Source organism: Bacteroides caecicola (assembly GCF_023337095.1).
GTDB lineage: Bacteria > Bacteroidota > Bacteroidia > Bacteroidales > Bacteroidaceae > Phocaeicola > Phocaeicola gallinarum.
This window is the reverse complement of record NZ_JAMBLM010000014.1, coordinates 44,189-62,303: the sequence shown is the minus strand read 5'-3', so window position 1 is coordinate 62,303 and position 18,115 is coordinate 44,189. Positions and strand designations below refer to the sequence as shown.

General features: G+C 43.7%; 10 protein-coding genes and 1 tRNA gene. 6 read left to right on the top strand and 5 right to left on the bottom strand.

Going from position 1 to position 18,115, the window contains the following annotated elements; all coding sequences use genetic code 11:
- The first annotated feature begins 43 nt into the window (after window positions 1-43).
- Window positions 44-2,860 carry a UvrD-helicase domain-containing protein gene (locus tag M3085_RS12185; RefSeq protein WP_249053138.1) on the top strand — a complete coding sequence of 939 codons (2,817 nt, stop codon included), beginning with the start codon at window positions 44-46 and terminating at the stop codon, window positions 2,858-2,860.
- An 83-nt stretch (window positions 2,861-2,943) separates the two neighbouring features.
- Window positions 2,944-4,914 carry a family 20 glycosylhydrolase gene (locus M3085_RS12180; protein ID WP_191709300.1) on the top strand — a complete coding sequence of 657 codons (1,971 nt, stop codon included), beginning with the start codon at window positions 2,944-2,946 and terminating at the stop codon, window positions 4,912-4,914.
- 298 nt (window positions 4,915-5,212) lie between these two features.
- On the opposite strand, the gene ppdK is transcribed toward M3085_RS12180, so the two are convergent.
- Window positions 5,213-7,936, bottom strand: a complete 2,724-nt coding sequence (gene ppdK, locus M3085_RS12175) for a pyruvate, phosphate dikinase (RefSeq protein WP_204498919.1) — start codon at window positions 7,934-7,936, stop codon at window positions 5,213-5,215.
- Between the two features lie 434 nt (window positions 7,937-8,370).
- On the opposite strand from ppdK, the gene rlmD reads away from it, so the two are divergent.
- From rlmD to M3085_RS12155, 4 genes are all read left to right on the top strand, one after another.
- On the top strand, window positions 8,371-9,789 hold the full coding sequence (rlmD, locus tag M3085_RS12170; RefSeq protein ID WP_249053137.1) for a 23S rRNA (uracil(1939)-C(5))-methyltransferase RlmD: 1,419 nt from the start codon (window positions 8,371-8,373) through the stop codon (window positions 9,787-9,789).
- Window positions 9,790-9,805: 16 nt separating this feature from the next.
- Complete coding sequence (locus tag M3085_RS12165) at window positions 9,806-10,723, top strand: RluA family pseudouridine synthase (RefSeq protein ID WP_249053143.1); 918 nt, start codon at window positions 9,806-9,808, stop codon at window positions 10,721-10,723.
- 5 nt (window positions 10,724-10,728) lie between these two features.
- A complete protein-coding gene (locus M3085_RS12160; RefSeq protein ID WP_178256040.1) occupies window positions 10,729-11,355 on the top strand; it encodes an HAD family hydrolase in 627 nt (208 codons plus the stop codon).
- Window positions 11,356-11,401: 46 nt separating this feature from the next.
- Window positions 11,402-11,476, top strand: a tRNA-Pro gene (locus tag M3085_RS12155).
- An 88-nt stretch (window positions 11,477-11,564) separates the two neighbouring features.
- Here the strand turns inward: M3085_RS12155 and M3085_RS12150 are convergent.
- The 4 genes from M3085_RS12150 to M3085_RS12135 form a co-directional block, all read right to left on the bottom strand.
- Complete coding sequence (locus M3085_RS12150; protein ID WP_249053136.1) at window positions 11,565-14,183, bottom strand: fimbrillin family protein; 2,619 nt, start codon at window positions 14,181-14,183, stop codon at window positions 11,565-11,567.
- Window positions 14,184-14,456: 273 nt separating this feature from the next.
- A complete protein-coding gene (locus tag M3085_RS12145) occupies window positions 14,457-15,620 on the bottom strand; it encodes a fimbrillin family protein (RefSeq protein WP_249053135.1) in 1,164 nt (387 codons plus the stop codon).
- Between the two features lie 52 nt (window positions 15,621-15,672).
- A complete protein-coding gene (locus M3085_RS12140) occupies window positions 15,673-16,596 on the bottom strand; it encodes a DUF5119 domain-containing protein (RefSeq protein ID WP_249053134.1) in 924 nt (307 codons plus the stop codon).
- Window positions 16,593-17,894, bottom strand: coding sequence for a DUF3575 domain-containing protein (locus tag M3085_RS12135; RefSeq protein WP_249053133.1), 1,302 nt, complete (start codon window positions 17,892-17,894; stop codon window positions 16,593-16,595). The genes M3085_RS12140 and M3085_RS12135 overlap by 4 nt, the downstream gene beginning before the upstream one ends.
- Window positions 17,895-18,115 lie beyond the last annotated feature (221 nt).

Here is an 18,115-nt window from a genome sequence, read left to right as displayed (position 1 = left end):
ATGGGTTGCAGAATGTTTTCAGAGGCAGAAACATTCGATATAAATGGAGAGTAAAATGTCATTTTTCAGTAAGTTATTTAAACTGAAGAAAGAGTCGGCAAAAAGTAAAAATGTTACGCCGGAATCATTAAGTTTGACAGCATTCGAGCGTCGGACAAGTAATTTGTTGTCTCAAAATATGTTTATAGCTCGGAGTGATTATAAGACGTTGGTTGAAGATTTTGCCGATTTATATTCTCAGTTCGATACCCTTCGTAAAACAGATACATTGGCTTACTTTTGTCGGGATAAAGAGATTTCTATTCAACAAGTCAATTCATTTCTTTTTATGTACGAAGATTTTCGGAGGAAGGAGGGGGCAGAAGTAATTCAAAAGCATAATGAAGCCTTTGTTAAGCTACATTTGGTTTCAGATAAACAGTATCTTGACAATATTCTTAAGAAGGTAGATCCAATAATAAAACTGGATGAAGAACAACGACGTGTAGTGCTTTCCGATGAAGATTATACGTTGGTGATAGCCGGTGCGGGTGCTGGGAAAACAACAACAGTGGCAGCAAAAGTAAAATATTTAGTAGAAAAACAGAATATCCGTCCCGACCAAATTTTGGTTATATCTTTTACAAACAAAGCCGTAGGAGAATTGCGTGACAAGATAAACAATGCATTGAGGATAGATTGCCCTGTTACCACTTTTCACAAGACGGGATATGCCATTATGCGTCGACAGGATGCCGACCGTAAGGTAGTGGTAGATCAGGGATTCATGTTTTATACGATAAACAATTATTTGAAAAGGAATATTCTTGAAAATCCTGAATTGGTAGATAAGCTGATTCTATTTTTTGGCAGTTATTTTGATGCTCCCTATGAAGGTGATAACTTGAATGACTTTTTTAACTACATAACAAAAGCTGATTTTTCTACTTTGAGGGGTAATATCGCTGAGTATGCTGATCAGATTATAGATAAACGTACGGGGAAATGTATCACTATTTCTCATGAAACTTTGCGGTCAGAACAAGAAGTTCGTATTGCAAATTTTTTATATATGAACGGCATAGATTATGTTTATGAAAAACCTTATCCTTACAATATTGTGCGTTCATATAAACCTTATACTCCTGATTTTACTATAACACAAGGCGGTAAGGAGGCATATATAGAACATTTTGGTATAACTCAAAATGGACAGAATAATCGTTATACAAGGCAAGAACTGGAGCGTTATAAAAAAGAAGTGAACGATAAGGTTAAGTTGCATATTAAGCACGGTACAGAGCTTATTTATACTTTTTCAGCTTATAATGATGGTCGGGATTTGTTGACTCATCTTCAAGACGAACTGATAAAGCATGGTTTCAAGCTTAGACCTCGTCCGGTTCGAGAAATATTCGATAAGATTGTGAATACGGAAGAAAACCGTTATATAGCCAAATTAGTAAAATTGGTTTGTACATTTATTCAAAATTTTAAAACCAATGGTTATGTGTTAGATGATTTTCATCGTTTTCAGACATCAACAAATAATGAAAGGAGTAAATTATTTTTTACGATTTGTGAGCAGTGTTATCTTGAATACTCTAAACGTTTGAAGGAAAAGAAAGCGATTGATTTTGAAGATATGATTAATGATTCGGCACGCATTCTGCGCGAAGAAGTGGTAAAAGGAGAAAAGTTGGATTTTAAATATATTATAGTAGATGAATATCAAGATATATCTCGTCAACGCTTTAATCTTACAAAAGAATTGAGTAAACTTTGCGATGCTAAAATCATAGCTGTAGGAGATGATTGGCAATCTATTTATGCATACGCGGGTTCGGATATAACGTTGTTTACCAATTTTAAAGAGACTTTCGGTTATGGTCAGGAATTAAGGATAACGCGCACTTACCGGAATGCACAAGAAGTGATAGATATTGCAGGAGGATTTATTCAGAAAAATACGTCTCAAATTCGTAAGGCATTGATTTCACCTAAACATATTGCTAATCCTGTAATCATTCAGTCGTATACAGAAGATGTGGACAGAAAGATGTATGAAGGACGAGGAGGAAAGTTTTTTCTTGTGGGCGAAACTGTAGAAAAGATTATAAAAGAAATCTTAGAGGATAATCCTAAATCGTCTATTTTATTGTTGGGTAGGTATGGCTTTGACGGATTTAACCTTACCAAATCTTCTGATTTTATTTATGCTGAAAAAACGGGAAATGTATATTCAAAAACATTTGCTGATGTAGAATTGGAATTTATGACCGTGCATCGTGCTAAAGGTCTTGGTTATGATAACGTAATTATTATCAATGCTATTGATGCTGTGTATGGTTTTCCGTCTAAAGTGCAAGATGATCCTGTCTTGAAGTTCGTTCTTAAAGATGATCACTCTATTGAATATGCAGAAGAAAGACGTTTGTTTTATGTAGCTTTAACACGCACTAAAAATCGTGTTTATATTGTTACCTCTCAGCAGCGACCATCAGATTTTGTACGCGAATTGTTGAAAGATTATCCCAATATTACGCTTCGCGGAACATTAGATGAAAAACAAGAAGGTGGTGCAGAAATAAAATATTGTCCGGTATGTGGCTATCCTTTACAACTCCGATATAAAAAGGCATATGGCTTGAAATTGTGGATTTGTTCTAATGAACCAGAAATCTGTGATTTCATGACGAATAATTTGAAGGGTGGGGAACTTCCTATTTTGAAATGTGATAAATGCCGCGATGGTTATTTGATAGTAAGGGAAGGAAAAGGAAGTCCATTTTTGGGATGTACTAACTATAAACCGGACAGAACAGGGTGTAATAATGTTATGACACGTGAATATTATTTGAATCACATAAAAGGAAAATAAACTTTAACCGTTGTTTATTTCTATATTTATGTTACTTTTGTATCATAAATATCATAATAGTCACCTCAACTAATATTAGAAAGATGAAAAAACATGTCGTTTGTTACTGCAAAGCGGTGATTACCGCTTTCTTGCTCAGTCTGTGTGTGGGTTTATATGCCCAAAATACCAAACCGTTTGTTATTCCGGAATTGAAAGAATGGAAGGGAGCGGATGGATTTTTTATTCCCGGTGAGAGTTCGCGTATTATTTATAAAAACGATGCACTGAAAGGTGTGGCCCAACAGTTTGCTGCAGATTATCAAACGATGTTCGGGCGGTATCTTGAAGTAGCTCAAGGAAAGCCGCAAAAGGGAGATTTTGTACTTGCCTACGGAAAAAATAAAAAACTGGGAACGGAAGGATACGAAATCAATGTAACGGATGTGGTGAAAATATCGGCTCTTAATACCACAGGAGCGTATTGGGCTACACGTACGTTGCTTCAAATCAGCGAACAGGAAGATAACAGGCAGTTGCCTAAAGGCTATATGCGCGATTGCCCGGACTACGGAACCCGTGGATTCGTGATCGATTGTGGACGTAAGTTTATTCCAATGTCCTATCTGCGCGACCTTGTTAAAATCATGTCGTATTATAAGATGAACTTCCTTCATATCGTATTAAATAACAATGGTTTCAAGCAATATTTCAATAATGATTGGAATCGTACTTATGGGGCATTCAGGTTAGAATGTGAGACTTTTCCCGGTCTGACCGCGCGCGACGGTTATTATACCAAGAAAGAATTTATTGATTTCCAGAAAGAGGCTTCTGCTCAGTTTGTTGAAATTATTCCGGAAATAGACTCTCCTGCACACTCGCTTCCGTTTACCCATTATAAACCCGAATTGGGCAGTGAGGAATACGGAATGGACCATCTGAACCTGTCGAATCCCGAAGTGTATACTTTCATGGATGCGCTTTTCAAAGAATACCTTGAAGGAGAAGAACCCGTATTTCAAGGCCCGAAAGTACATATCGGTACAGATGAGTATTCTAACAAGAAAAAAGAAGTGGTAGAACAGTTCCGTGCTTATACCGACCATTACATTAAGTATATAGAGAGCTTTGGCAAGCAAGCCTGCGTATGGGGTGCGCTTACCCATGCAAATGGTAAGACTCCTGTAAAATCAGAGAATGTAATAATGTATACATGGTACAATGGTTTTGCTGCTCCGAAAGATATGGTTGAACAAGGATATAAGATAATCAGTATTCCCGATGGGTTGACTTACATTGTTCCGCAGGCGGGTTATTATTATGATTATTTGAATATCAAAAACCTGTACGATGAATGGACGCCTGCCCATGTGGGTGATGTAGTTTTCGACGAGAAAGATCCGGCTATTGTGGGCGGTATGTTTGCCGAGTGGAATGATATTGTTGGCAACGGAGTTTCTGTAAAAGATATTCATCATCGTGTGTTCCCTGCGCTTCAGACGGTAGCGACGAAAACATGGAATACATCTCCTTCATTGCCTTTCAGTGAGTTTGATACGTATAGAAAAACATTTAGCGAGGCTCCCGGCGTAAATCAGTTGGCGAGAATAGGGGATACTCCGGGAATTGTATACGAAAAAGAAGAACTGAAGGCAGGCGACAAGCTCCCTTATCCTGAGATAGGCTATGATTATACTGTAACATTTGATGTGGAAGCATCGGAAGAAGATTTCGGAACAGAATTATTCAGGTCGCCTAATGCGGTATTCTACCTTTCAGATCCGATAAAAGGAATGTTTGGTTTTGCCCGTGATGGATATTTGAACACATTTGATTTCCGCCCTTACCCCAAAGAAAAATTCACTGTCACAATAATGGGCGACAACGTTTCTACCTCGTTATTTATCAATAATAAACTGATTGAGCGGATGGATGTTGAAAAACGTTATCTCAATGGCGGCATAGAAGAAAAAAATAATTTTATACGCACGTTGGTGTTCCCATTGGAAACGGCAGGAAATTTTAAGAGTAAGATTACAAATTTGAAGATATATAATTATAAAAAAGAGTAACATTTCTTGTCTTCTTGTTGCATTTCAAAGAAAAGAGAAGTAACAAAGAGAGGGTGTCAAGATTCAGTTTATTAATCTGAAACTTGACACCCTTTATTGGTAATAAGAAAAAGCCGTATCAATCCTATTCTAAGTAATGATTTGACGCAAGATTTGATGTTGCCATTTTGGTAAACATTTGGTAAATATTCGTGTTTATTCTGCGCGAAAATCGTGTAAAACCGCATAATAAAAATAGGCGGACAAAACCTGTTTAAAAGGTTTTATCCGCCTTATTTATCTGTAAATTAGGTTTCTTTTATGCTTCCTCAATAGCAGCCTGCGCCGCAGCCAAACGAGCGATAGGCACACGGAACGGAGAACAAGAAACATAGTTCAAGCCTACTCGGTGGCAGAACTTAACTGATGAAGGTTCGCCGCCATGCTCACCGCAAATACCGCATTTCAGTTCAGGACGAACGGAACGACCTTTTTCTACTGCCATCTTGATAAGTTGACCTACACCGTTTTGGTCGAGAACTTGGAACGGGTCTACTTTCAAAATCTTCTTTTCCAGATATACCGGCAAGAAAGAAGCAATATCATCGCGTGAGTAACCGAATGTCATCTGAGTCAGGTCATTGGTTCCGAATGAGAAGTATTCGGCGTGAGAAGCAATGCGGTCGGCGGTCAACGCTGCACGCGGCACTTCAATCATCGTTCCTACTTTGAAGGGGATTTCGATGCCTTCTTCTTTAAATACTTCGGCAGCAGTCTGACGGATTACGCGCTCTTGGGCTTCGAATTCGTACAGAATACCGATGAGCGGAACCATAATTTCGGGTTTGGGGTCGTATCCTTCGCGTTTCAATTCGCAAGCTGCACTGATGATGGCACGGGTTTGCATTTCGGTGATTTCGGGATATGTGTTACCCAAGCGGCAACCGCGGTGACCCAACATCGGGTTGTGTTCGCAGAGACTTTCTACGCGGTGGCGGATGTACTCAACGGTAACACCCATTGCCTGCGCCATTTCTTCCTGACCTTTTGCATCGTGCGGTACGAATTCGTGCAAAGGCGGGTCGAGCAGACGAACGTTGACGGGCAGTCCGTCCATCGTTTTGAAGATTTCTTTGAAGTCTGCTTTCTGGTAGGGCAACAGTTTCGCCAATGCTTTTTTACGTCCTTCGGCATCTTCTGCAAGAATCATTTCACGAACGGCTACGATCTTTTCATCATCGAAGAACATGTGTTCCGTACGACACAATCCGATACCTACTGCTCCAAAGCTGCGTGCATCTTGTGCGTTGCGCGGCGTGTCGGCGTTGGTACGTACCTGCAAGCGGCTGTATTTGCTGCACAAGTCCATCAGTTCGGCAAAGTCTCCGGAGAGCTGGGCGGGTTCGGTTTGTATTTCACCAGCGTAAACGCATCCGTTCGAACCGTTTATTGAGATGTAATCGCCTTCTTTCAGCAGCGTACCTTCGATTTCCACCGTGCGTGCCTTGTAGTCTACGTTGATAGCTCCGGCTCCTGAAACGCAACACTTACCCATACCGCGGGCTACTACCGCAGCGTGAGAGGTCATACCTCCGCGGGCAGTCAGAATACCTTCGGCAGCAGTCATTCCGGCGAGGTCTTCGGGAGACGTTTCGATACGAACCAATACGGTGCGGTGACCGTTGGCGTGCCAAGCAGCTGCATCTTCAGCAAAGAATACGATGCGTCCACATGCAGCGCCCGGAGAAGCCGGCAATCCGCGTGTAAGCACTTTCGCACGAGACAACGCTTCTTTGTTGAATACCGGGTGAAGCAGTTCGTCGAGCTTGTTCGGTTCGCAACGCATCAACGCTGTTTTTTCGTCAATCATTCCCTGATGAAGCATTTCCATTGCGATACGTACCATTGCAGCTCCCGTACGTTTACCGTTGCGGGTTTGCAGGAACCACAACTTGCCTTCCTGAACGGTGAATTCCATATCCTGCATGTCGTGATAGTGGTTTTCCAACTTGGTTTGCAGTTCATCGAGTTCTTTGTAGATTTCCGGCATAGCCTCTTCCATAGAAGGATATTTGCTTGCACGTTCTTCTTCAGAGATGCCTTGCAGTTCGGCCCAACGCTGAGAACCGATTTTTGTAATCTGTTGCGGAGTACGGATACCGGCTACCACGTCTTCGCCCTGTGCGTTAATCAGATATTCGCCGTTAAACAAGTCTTCTCCCGTAGCAGCGTCGCGTGAGAAGCATACTCCCGTAGCCGAAGTATCGCCCATGTTTCCGAACACCATCGCCTGAACGTTAACCGCCGTACCCCATTCAGCCGGTATGCCTTCCATCTTGCGGTAAAGGATAGCGCGCTCGTTCATCCACGAATCGAACACTGCACAGATAGCTCCCCACAGTTGTTCGTATGCGCACGATGGGAATTCTTTGCCGGTTTGGGCTTTGACGGCAGCCTTAAAGCGTACTACCAGCGCTTTCAGGTCATCAACGTCCAGTTCGTTATCCAGACGGACACCTTTTGCTTTCTTAACATCCTCGATGATAGCTTCGAACGGGTCGATGTCTTCTTTGTTAGTAGGTTTCATGCCCAATACCACGTCGCCATACATCTGTACGAATCGGCGGTAAGAGTCCCATGCAAAACGTTCATTGCCGGTCTTGCGTGCCAATCCTTCTACCACTTCGTCATTCAGTCCCAGATTCAAAATCGTGTCCATCATACCCGGCATGGAAGCACGTGCACCTGAACGTACAGAAACCAGCAGCGGATTTTCGATATCGCCGAATTTTGATTTCATCAGCGTCTCAACCCCTTTGATGGCATCTTCAACATCTGTTTTCAGCAAAGCCACCACTGCTTCTTTTCCTTTTTCAAAGTATTCGTTACATACATCCGTAGTGATGGTGAAACCGGGAGGAACGGGGACACCGATCAGATTCATTTCGGCGAGGTTAGCACCTTTACCACCCAATAGATTTCTCATGTCTGCTTTCCCTTCGGCATGTCCGTTGCCGAACGTATAGACTCTTTTTGTATCCATATCGTTAAAAGATTTTATAGGTTATAATATGTTTTTCAGTATCATACAATGTTTTTCATTGAGCCTGTCCAAACCTTCCGTCCTACGGGAGTACAAGGGAAAAATTCTCCGCCGGATGCCTCGAAAAACACTACCGTTAGCGTAAGGTATTCCATGCGGAAGCGTTAACCATTTCTACCCATAGCGTTCATCGGTTCTATGGGTAGCGTTTTTTGCAAGTTCCCGACAGGGGCGTACTGCTGCTTAGAAACAAGCCCTCCTGCTGTTTCGGTCACAAATCTAACCATATTCTTTGAAATTTCACAACGAAAGGGCGGAAAAAATACTATGTTTTGTAATATAGACTTTGCAAAATTAACTTCTTGCCAAATATTGCTCGATTGTCAGAAAAAATGCCTATATTTGTTCCCAAATTGGTCTTAGAGAAAATAAACGTGACACGAAAGAAGAAAGAACTTCCGTTATTGGAAAAAGTAACGATATCCGACGTAGCTGCAGAAGGAAAAGCGTTGGCAAAAGTGAATGATTTGGTAGTATTCGTCCCTTATGTAGTTCCGGGCGATGTGGTGGATTTACAGGTGAAGCGTAAGAAAAATCATTATGCCGAGGCTGTCGCTGTAAAGTTTTATGAGAAATCGCCTCTTCGCGTAGAGCCGTTTTGTCAACATTACGGAGTGTGCGGCGGATGTAAATGGCAATGCCTTTCATACGAAGAACAGATAAAATACAAGCAGAAACAAGTTTTCGATAATCTGACCCGCATCGGGAAGATAGAGTTGCCGGAATTCATGCCTATTTTAGGCTCGAAGAAGACGGTTTTCTATCGGAACAAGCTGGAATTTACATTCTCAAACAAGCGTTGGCTCACCGAGGATGAGGTAAAACAGGATGTGAAGTACGAACAGATGAATGCAGTAGGGTTTCATATCCCCGGTGCGTTCGACAAGGTGCTGGCTATCGACAAATGCTGGTTGCAGGACGACATATCTAACCGAATCCGGAACGCCATACGCGATTATGCTTACGAACATGATTATGCCTTTTTCAATCTGCGCACGCAAGAAGGCATGTTGCGTAACATGATGGTACGCACCTCGTCGACCAGCGAGCTGATGGTGTTGCTGCAATGCAAGATTACCAACGAGGGTGAACTTGCCAAGATGAAAGAACTGCTGCAATACGTAGCCGACAGTTTCCCCGAAATCACATCCTTATTATATGTAATAAATAATAAATGTAACGATACCATCGGCGATTTGGATGTAGAGGTGTTTAAGGGGAAAGACCATATCTTTGAAGTAATGGAAAACCTGCGCTTCAAGATAGGGCCGAAATCGTTCTACCAAACCAATTCGGAGCAGGCCTATGAACTGTATAAAGTAGCCCGCACCTTTGCGGGGCTTACCGGAGAAGAATTGGTGTACGACCTGTATACAGGGACAGGTACCATCGCCAACTTCGTGGCGCGTCAGGCAAAGAAGGTTGTCGGCATCGAGTACGTGCCCGAAGCAATAGAAGATGCGAAGGTAAATTCTGAAATAAACGGCATAACGAACACTTTATTCTATGCCGGCGACATGAAAGATATCCTGACCCAAGATTTTATAAACGAACACGGGCGTCCCGACGTAATCATAACCGACCCTCCGCGTGCGGGTATGCACAATGATGTGATTGACGTGATACTGTTTGCTGAGCCCAAGCGCATTGTGTACGTAAGCTGTAATCCGGCTACTCAGGCGCGCGACCTCCAGCTATTGGATGTAAAATATAAAGTAACGGCAGTTCAGCCGGTAGATATGTTTCCGCATACACACCATGTAGAAAATGTCGTGTTATTAGAAAAGCGTTAAGAAGATAAAGAAGATGATGAACAAGAGAAAAAACACCGGATATAACAGGATGCCTCACGCAGCTTCGCGTTATACTATATATAATGTAACAGAACCGATGGAGCTGATGGACTTTCTGATGAAGAAGATGGCAGGCATCAGCAGAACACGTGTAAAGGCTTTGCTTACGAATCGTGTGGTATTGGTGGACAATAATATCCAGACGCAATACAATTTCCCGCTGCTTCGGGGCATGAAAGTGCAAATCAGCAAAGAGAAACATAAACATGAGTTCCGTCATCCCATGTTGAAAATATTATATGAGGATGCTTATATCATCGTAGTAGAAAAGAAAGAGGGACTTCTGTCGGTGGCTTCCGAACATCAAAAGGAACGCACGGCGCAACATATTCTGACTGAATACGTAAAACGTCAGAATCGGAATAACCGCGTGTTTGTGGTCCACCGTTTAGACCGTGAGACTTCGGGGGTTATGATGTTTGCCAAAGATGAAAAAACACAACATAATTTGCGAGACAACTGGCATGATATTGTTTTCGACCGTCGGTATGTGGCTCTTGTCATGGGAGACATGGAGAAAGATCAGGGCACGGTAGAGTCGTGGCTCACCGACCGTAAACTTTATGTCAGTTCGTCGCCCTACGACGATGGCGGGAAGTATTCGGTAACTCATTATCGTACGATTAAGCGTGCGAACGGTTTTTCGATGATTGAACTCCAACTGGAGACCGGGCGCAAGAACCAAATCCGCGTGCACATGCAGTCGTTAGGACATCCGGTGGTGGGAGACATGCGTTACGGTTGTGAAACAGACCCTTTGAGACGTCTGGCATTACATGCGTTTAAGTTATGCTTTTATCATCCCATTACGGGCGAAACCATGAATTTTGAATTGCCATATCCTCTGCCATTCAGATCATTAATGCAACGGTAAAAAACATGATTAAAAATATAGTATTTGATTTCGGCGGAGTAATAGCTCCCATCAGCCGCGATAGGGCAGTAGAAGCGTTTATTCGTTTAGGATTGACAGATGCTGATACACGTTTGGACAAGTATCACCAAACAGGCATTTTCCAACAATTAGAAGAAGGAAAGATAGATGCAAATACTTTTCAGGAAAGGCTGGGTGAGCTTTGTGGCCGTAAGTTGGAATGGGAAGAAACAAAAGAAGCATGGTTAGGTTTCTTTACGGGAGTGAATCCGGATATTTTAACTTATCTGGAAGATTTGCGGACTCGCTATCGTCTTTTCGTTTTGAGCAATACCAATCCTTACGTGATAGACTGGGCATGTAGCAGTCAGTTTTCTCCGTCAGGAAAGCCCCTGAATGAATATTTCGACAAGTTATATCTTTCTTACAAGATAGGCTATACGAAACCGGATAATCATATTTATGATTTTATGATAAAAGACGCAAGTCTGATTCCTTCGGAGACCCTGTTTGTGGATGATGGCCCGGCAAATATAGAAAAAGGCAAAGAGTTTGGGCTACACACTTTTTGTCCTTTAAACGGAGAAGATTGGCGGGAAAAATTAAAAAATATATTGCAAAGCCTTGCATAAGTAAATAAAAAAGCATACCTTTGCATCGCTTTTAAGGAAAAGCTTTCGGGGTGTAGCGCAGTCCGGTTAGCGCACCTGCTTTGGGAGCAGGGGGTCGTGGGTTCGAATCCCGCTACCCCGACGGTTAAGAATCAAGGAGTTACGACTTATCGTAACTCCTTTTTTTGTTGTCCGAATGGGGCATTTGCCCCATTCGTTATGGATTAACGTCATTCCTGACAAGGGCGTACGCCATGACCTGCACTTTTGGTGAATTGGTCTAATGGCCATACCCAATAATTAGTATAGAGAGTAAGATTATGGGCGTATGTAGACTCGGTCGACGTTGCCGACCAAGTATGTCCCAGCGAACCTACTGCCGATAGGTATCCTCCTGATGAAATTCGTTCTCCTGTTAAAGGAAAGAATATGGTTCCTTCCGTCTTGTTTGGTCCGCAGTAGAAGTTCCATCCCGGTATGCTGCTATTCCATTCTCCGTTGTATTTATCAACAGTATTGGTGACGTTTTCCCCTGTTGTGGTGAATCCTGTAAAGGCATTGCTTGGTGGTAGCGTGAAACCTACCGGACAAGGGTCGTACACGGTTTTTGTTACGGGATTGTCGTTGAAGTTCTTGCCATTAGTGTTGTTATCCGCATTCCATAAATTGAAGTACATATTTTCTCCTCCGATTTCTTTTTGCATCACATCAGGCTTGCGAATGTAGTTTTTGATACACTCGTTACCAAACGGGAATGACTCTACTGCATGGTTGGCTGTTGAAGCAATCCCCGCTGCGTTATACCACGTTTTATTTCCACTTCCGCTGGATGGACGCAGGGGGTCTTTGCGTCCCCATTCGTAGAAAGTACAGTTCCCTCGGGTAGAGGCAGTTGCTTCTGTTTGGTTAATGGTGATGACATGTGTTTGCCCGTGGGCAGTGAACCGTATCCGACAGTTTCGGGCTGCATAATTGATGACTTCTCCTTCACACCAGCCCAAATGAACAGGCATCAGGTTGTGGGATACATTCTGATGATTGGTCACCTTGATAGTATGGTATACATCCTCATCCGTTACCCAGATATGCCAAGACCAAAGAATCGTATTCTGATTGTCTTTAATAGCTATAAGCGCATTCCCCTGTCGGATACTTCCTTTGTTTACCGTAAAAGAAATTGTTCCGCCGTTGGTTCCGCTGTTATACTTAATGTCGGTTACCAGCGAGGGGGCATCCTGCCAAACCAGTTCGGCTTTTGCAGGAATGCACCCCGCATTTTTAGCGATATAAGGGTCGGTTATGCCATTGCCCAAATGATTGATGAACGGGTTCAGCGTTCCCTGTATGGAAGCCTTAGAAGTATACGCCGAGCGGTTAGTCTGTCCGTTTTTGATGGCATTGCCGTATACCAAGGGGAAAGAATACGTTCCCGGTGCGTTCACAATGTAACAATTAGCCGTGTTTTCCACATCTGCCGCACCCGTACTGTTCGACAGGTTGTAAGGAATGGCTTTGGAGCCTTTCTCTGCTGTTGCACGAAGGGCTGCCGTATGGACGCTTTGCGATACACCGGTTTGTGGAGTAATTGCAGCATTAAATGAAGTGGCTGTTTCGCTTCCCGTTCCGCTTGAGGTGAACTCAGTGAGCCAGTCGGGTTTGGTGTTACTCCACGTCACTCCGTTGTTGGTCGAGTATTGGGAAGTCCATTCTATCGGCTCTGTAACCCCCTGATTGTTTTTTCGGTAACTGGTAACGCTGTACGATTGCGTGCCGCCCAAATAATTAAAGTTCAAGGTTTCGGAGGAAACCGTCAGTGTGTACTGCCAGTTAATCGAGGTACTTGAAAGTTGATATGTAACCGTTTTTCCCATTTGCCATACGCTTTTTCCGATATGTCCTGTAAGGATATTGTCGGTTATTCCATCATTGAACACTACTTCGATTACCGCATTGTCGGGTAAAGTTTGCGGAATCATCATGAAAGTTTGCTCCGGAGCGGTGATTGCTGTATTGGGAGCTCCCGAAGTCGGCCGATTCAGCGTTTGTGAGAAGTCTTTCGGACTGCTGACACGGCTCCACGTGTCTGTTTCGAAGTCATAAACTCCTGTCGAGTTTACACCTTTAAGTGTAACGCTTTTTACGGTGCCTGCCTTCATGTCGCTGCCACATACAAATTTTACAGCCGTCAAAGCATGGCGGAACTTCAGATTAACCGTCGTATTGGCTCCGCCGTCGATTTCTTCCGATGCTGCCACCAGCAAATCCAGTTGCTCCGCTACATTGTCCGGAACAGTGCAGGATACAGTCGGCGCTCCAGCGATTTGCCCGGAGAGCTGATAGGCACTGTTGTTTTGAGGCGCATAGGCAAAGAATTTCAGTTTGTAAACGTTGCCGGGCCAGTAATGAGTAGACACCGGAAGCCATGAGTTGCCTGTTTTGCTGACCGGAACATCATACATGTAATTCGGTTTTTGCGTATTGTTCCAATTGCCGGTATATGCATAAGCCGATATACCGAATGCATCGTACATATTATTCGTGGCGACAGGAGTAGAACGGGTGGCCGGAATGCTGTCGGAAGAGAGGGGAGATGCGATGCTGTCGGCATAAAGTGTATGCAGATAAAATGCTTTCCCACCATCCGACTGTAGGGCAGATACTGTAGAACGTGTCTCTGCTCTGCCTTCGTTTTGGTCAAAAGAAATCCAAGTGTTTTGAATTTCCGTAGTAAAGCTGATACGGTTTCCCGCACGGGGCTGTTCTATTTCATCGGTACAAGAAGTCGTGAGAACAAATATTGCAAATAATCCTTGAGCGATCAGGTGGTGTATAAGTCTATGATTTGTCATACATTCATATTTAATTTTTTCGTGAAGTTAATAATCAAGAAAAACTTTAGGCTGGATTATGAATGTACTTTGTTCTATGAATATATGCTTGAATTACAGTGATATGCCCCTTTAATGCAATGTACATTTTCGTTACCTTTTCTGTGCGAATCGGTTCTTATGCGGGAGTGTAAGGCTGAAAAACTAAAAAAGGCAAAGGAATTTTCATCCTCTGCCTTTTCGTTTTTAGTATTTAATGCTCAGGCTAATAGAAAACCAAAGCTCAGGTTATTTTTACATGTTCATCGGAACTTCTACAGTTTCCCAGTCATCTACCGTAACAGTGAACTTGATAGCACCACCTAAGATGTCTTCACCACCGGTTCCGGGAGTTTCGTCGGTATCCGTACCACCGCCGGGATTTTCCGGATTCGGGTCAACTTTACCGGCACCACCGCCGTCAGAGCAGAAAGTCAGGTTATAAACATACTTCTTGCCCGGTTCCCATTGTGCGACAGTTTTATTATCGATTGCTACGGCTGAATAAGCATACTTGCCATCTTTGTTGTCATCGGCAGTAGGAGCAGGGTAAATCAATGTTTCACCGGCATCGCTTATATTAGAAATGCGGCAGAGAACGGCAAGGTAAGCACCCTGCTTGTTGATTTCAGCATCGGGGTCGTTCTTTTTTGCATTCCACGGAGTAATCTGTTGCGGGATAATCATGAAATTGTTTTCACCAAACATAACAGACTGGAATTCGTTGGTCAGTGTCACAGCTTTAGTTCCGTTGCTGTAATAAGCCTTTGCAGGAATGTTCTGATCTGCTTGATTGCTCCAGTTGCTGATCGGCAATTTGCTATCAGAGAGAACAGATTCCGGGAAAGTAAGAGTGGCTTTCGTTGCCATGTTTACTAACTTCACTCCGATTATCTCAACCTTCACAGATGCTGCTTTCTCATTCTTAGCTTTCACTTCGATTTGTGACAAAGCATGTTTGAAGGTCAAAGGCACAGGAGCATTGTTATAAGTTTCCTTCGTACCGGTATTGTAAGCCACCAGCAAGTCTTTGTGCTCGGTTACGTTGCCTGCCGGAGTGAAATCGGTAATTGTTTTTGCATCTTTGGTAATCGAAACCGTACCTTTTCCGGTGGCAGGACCATTGGCGTATGCATAGAATTTTAATGCATAGTTCGGCCAATAGTAAGTTTGCGCAGTGTTCCATCCATCGCCGCCTTTTGTTACCGTAGTGGCAAATTCTGTTCCGGCATCCTTAATGGCTGTTACTTTGAAAGTAGACAAAGAGGCTGTGGTTTCCTGATTTGCGCGTGTAGCGTTGTCAATCAGGGTTCGGAAAGAAATAGCGCTTCCGGTGTTTACATCCACAATCTCGTCGTTGGAGCAAGCCACCAACATCGTAGAGGCAATTGCCATGCTTAAAAAAACGTTTTTCTTCATATAAATTATAATTAGTGATTAATGGTGTTAGTTTGTTATATACTTATCTTAGCTACATAGATATACTTATTTCTACCGTACTCCATTCGTCTACGTCGGGGTTAAATCCTCCGCCGTTGTCTATGGGTTTGGGGAGGGGAAGCCCGTCGAGCAGGATGTGTACGTTGGCAGGGTCGGGGGCATTGTGTATCTTTTCGGTTACATCATACGTAAAACTGTATTTCTTCCCGTCGTTCAGTATGGCATACACCGTAAGATACTGAGTGTTGGTCGATGTGGCGGGATACCCGAAAGTATAAAAGTCCGCGTTTACAGTCGACTTGCCGTCGGATGTCATCTCGAACGGCAGGGTAGCCAGTTCTTCTGCCGGCTGGTTTGTTCCCAGCATGAAGCCGTCTGACATATCCGTAAGTGAGCCGAACAGCTCCCCTTCGGTAAGGTATTTCAGGTTTTCCACGTTTCTGATTTCCACCGTGTAATGGCGCACTATGGCTTTCGGATACAGGGTCAGTGTCTGTCCTTCTGCAGAAGCTACCACCTCTACCTCTTCGATGTGGTCGCTCCACAGCATGTCGGGGGTAGACTTTACCCGTTGCTCGCCGGTACTTCCTGCACGCGGAACCGGACGCGGGAAAACCCCGTCTGCCAGATACGCTTCAATGCTTTCGTAGTGGTCGGTGTTTCGGATAATGATAAACTCCGTGTCGTTGTTCATACAAAGTGCGCGGTAACGTCCGGCAGGGACAGTTATTTTTCCTCCCGTTCGGTTGCCGAATTCATAAATCAGCGGCTCTTTTCCCGTTTCGGGGAAAAGGTAAAGGCGCATACTTGCAGGGTGAGCTTCGGGTGCATATTTCCAGTCGAATATCACTTGCAATTCTGCCGTGTGAGCGTGGACAAAACACAGTTCTTTATGCTCGCACGCCGTGAGCAGGCATATTATGATGATAAAGATTAAGCCGTAAAAAGTTTTCATCGTCTGCCTCCTTTCTTTGCATTATAGTTTCCATTGCCAAGCAGCCATACCAGCGACACTTCTGCTTTCGTCGGACCGAACCAACGGCGCTGTTTGGTTGCCTGCCATACATAGTGATTATCCATAGGCAAATATTCGTAATACGTTCCGCCCCAGTAACCCACACCGATTACGAAGTCGAGGTTCAGCCGTCGGGTTACGGGCAATGAGTAACCGTATTCCAGTCCGGCGCTGTAATTCATTTTCTCCCAAAGCGTACCGCCCGGTTTTCCGCCCATGTAGCCCCGGCCTCCGGTCTCAAAGTCGTAGGTAAACACTTGTCCGTAGATGCCGATGTGATGTCCGTTCAGCGGACTGCCTTCGCTTGTGCGGTTGAAGTATTTCCGTACAGCCAACTCGCCGCCGTAGATACGCCAGTAGCGGTGACGGCTGTTGCGGTTCCACCATGCGTACATCCAGTTTCCGCCTACTGAAAAGCCCTTGCCCACATAAAATTCTACGCCGATATTGGGTACGAGAAGGGCATCGTAAAGCAGATTGGTCTTAACAGCCATGTAGAAAGGAGGACGCGCTTGCGGCTCAAATTCTAAAACGGTGGCACTGTCTTTTTCTGTTGCGTAAGAGGGGGGAGTGGTACATTCTATCATTCCGATTTCCGTATCACCCTCGTCTTTGATTTCTTCTTGTGGTGTTTCACAAACATATTCCACCTCTACCAGCGAATGTCGCAGTTCGGGGAAGAAATGTTCTTCCATGTAACGCCAGCAGTTTCCTTGCCGGAGAGTCATCAGTTGCTTTTTCCTGCCGTCTACCACGATGCCGTTTTTTATCACCCATTCGGGCGTATGATACAGAATCTGCAACACTTCCTCTTTATAAGGCATGTCAGAACGTTCTACTTTGGCTTGCAGCGCTTCCCAGTCGATGCCTGTGTGAGCTTTCGTAATCAAAGCCGATTGTTCGGCAGGCAGTCGCAGGCTGAGGTAATCGCTGATGGCATTGGTTCTTTTTTTCGACAAAGCCTTATTAAATGAAGTATTCCCTTCGGGAGAAGCACCGGAAATGATGTGTAGCCCGTTTAAGCGGCATGTGCTGTCAGCCGAAAGGGTGTAAAGAAATTCCAATAGCTTGCCCATCCGATTCCGGTTATCCTGATATGTGGAATCAATTTGGGATATTCCCTGCCGGTAATATATTTCTACGGTGAGGGTGTCGGTAGGCTGGATGTCATTAGCCCACGAAACAAGACTCCCGACGGACAATATACAAACCAATAATTCTCGTTTGATTTTTATCATAGAAATGAACTTATTATTATTCTGTTTCCAATGCAAAATTAGGCATAATATTCGAGGCGGTATGTTTTGTGCAATGTACATCTGTCTGTGTATAATGTATTGATTTATAGTATGAAATAAGTTTCTGCGGATGTACAAGGCGCGACAGAAGCTGTTAAGACAGGCGGCTGTTCATTTCTATTCGGAGAGTTTGGTAACGGATGCGGTAGTTTTAGGTAACT

Coding starts and splice junctions, on each gene's coding strand:
- M3085_RS12140 (WP_249053134.1), bottom strand. CDS start 16,596: ATGAAAACTTTTTACGGCTTAATCTTTATCATCATAATATGCCTGCTC.
- M3085_RS12185 (WP_249053138.1), top strand. CDS start 44: ATGGAGAGTAAAATGTCATTTTTCAGTAAGTTATTTAAACTGAAGAAA.
- M3085_RS12145 (WP_249053135.1), bottom strand. CDS start 15,620: ATGAAGAAAAACGTTTTTTTAAGCATGGCAATTGCCTCTACGATGTTG.
- M3085_RS12135 (WP_249053133.1), bottom strand. CDS start 17,894: ATGATAAAAATCAAACGAGAATTATTGGTTTGTATATTGTCCGTCGGG.
- ppdK (WP_204498919.1), bottom strand. CDS start 7,936: ATGGATACAAAAAGAGTCTATACGTTCGGCAACGGACATGCCGAAGGG.
- M3085_RS12150 (WP_249053136.1), bottom strand. CDS start 14,183: ATGACAAATCATAGACTTATACACCACCTGATCGCTCAAGGATTATTT.
- M3085_RS12180 (WP_191709300.1), top strand. CDS start 2,944: ATGAAAAAACATGTCGTTTGTTACTGCAAAGCGGTGATTACCGCTTTC.
- M3085_RS12165 (WP_249053143.1), top strand. CDS start 9,806: ATGAACAAGAGAAAAAACACCGGATATAACAGGATGCCTCACGCAGCT.
- M3085_RS12160 (WP_178256040.1), top strand. CDS start 10,729: ATGATTAAAAATATAGTATTTGATTTCGGCGGAGTAATAGCTCCCATC.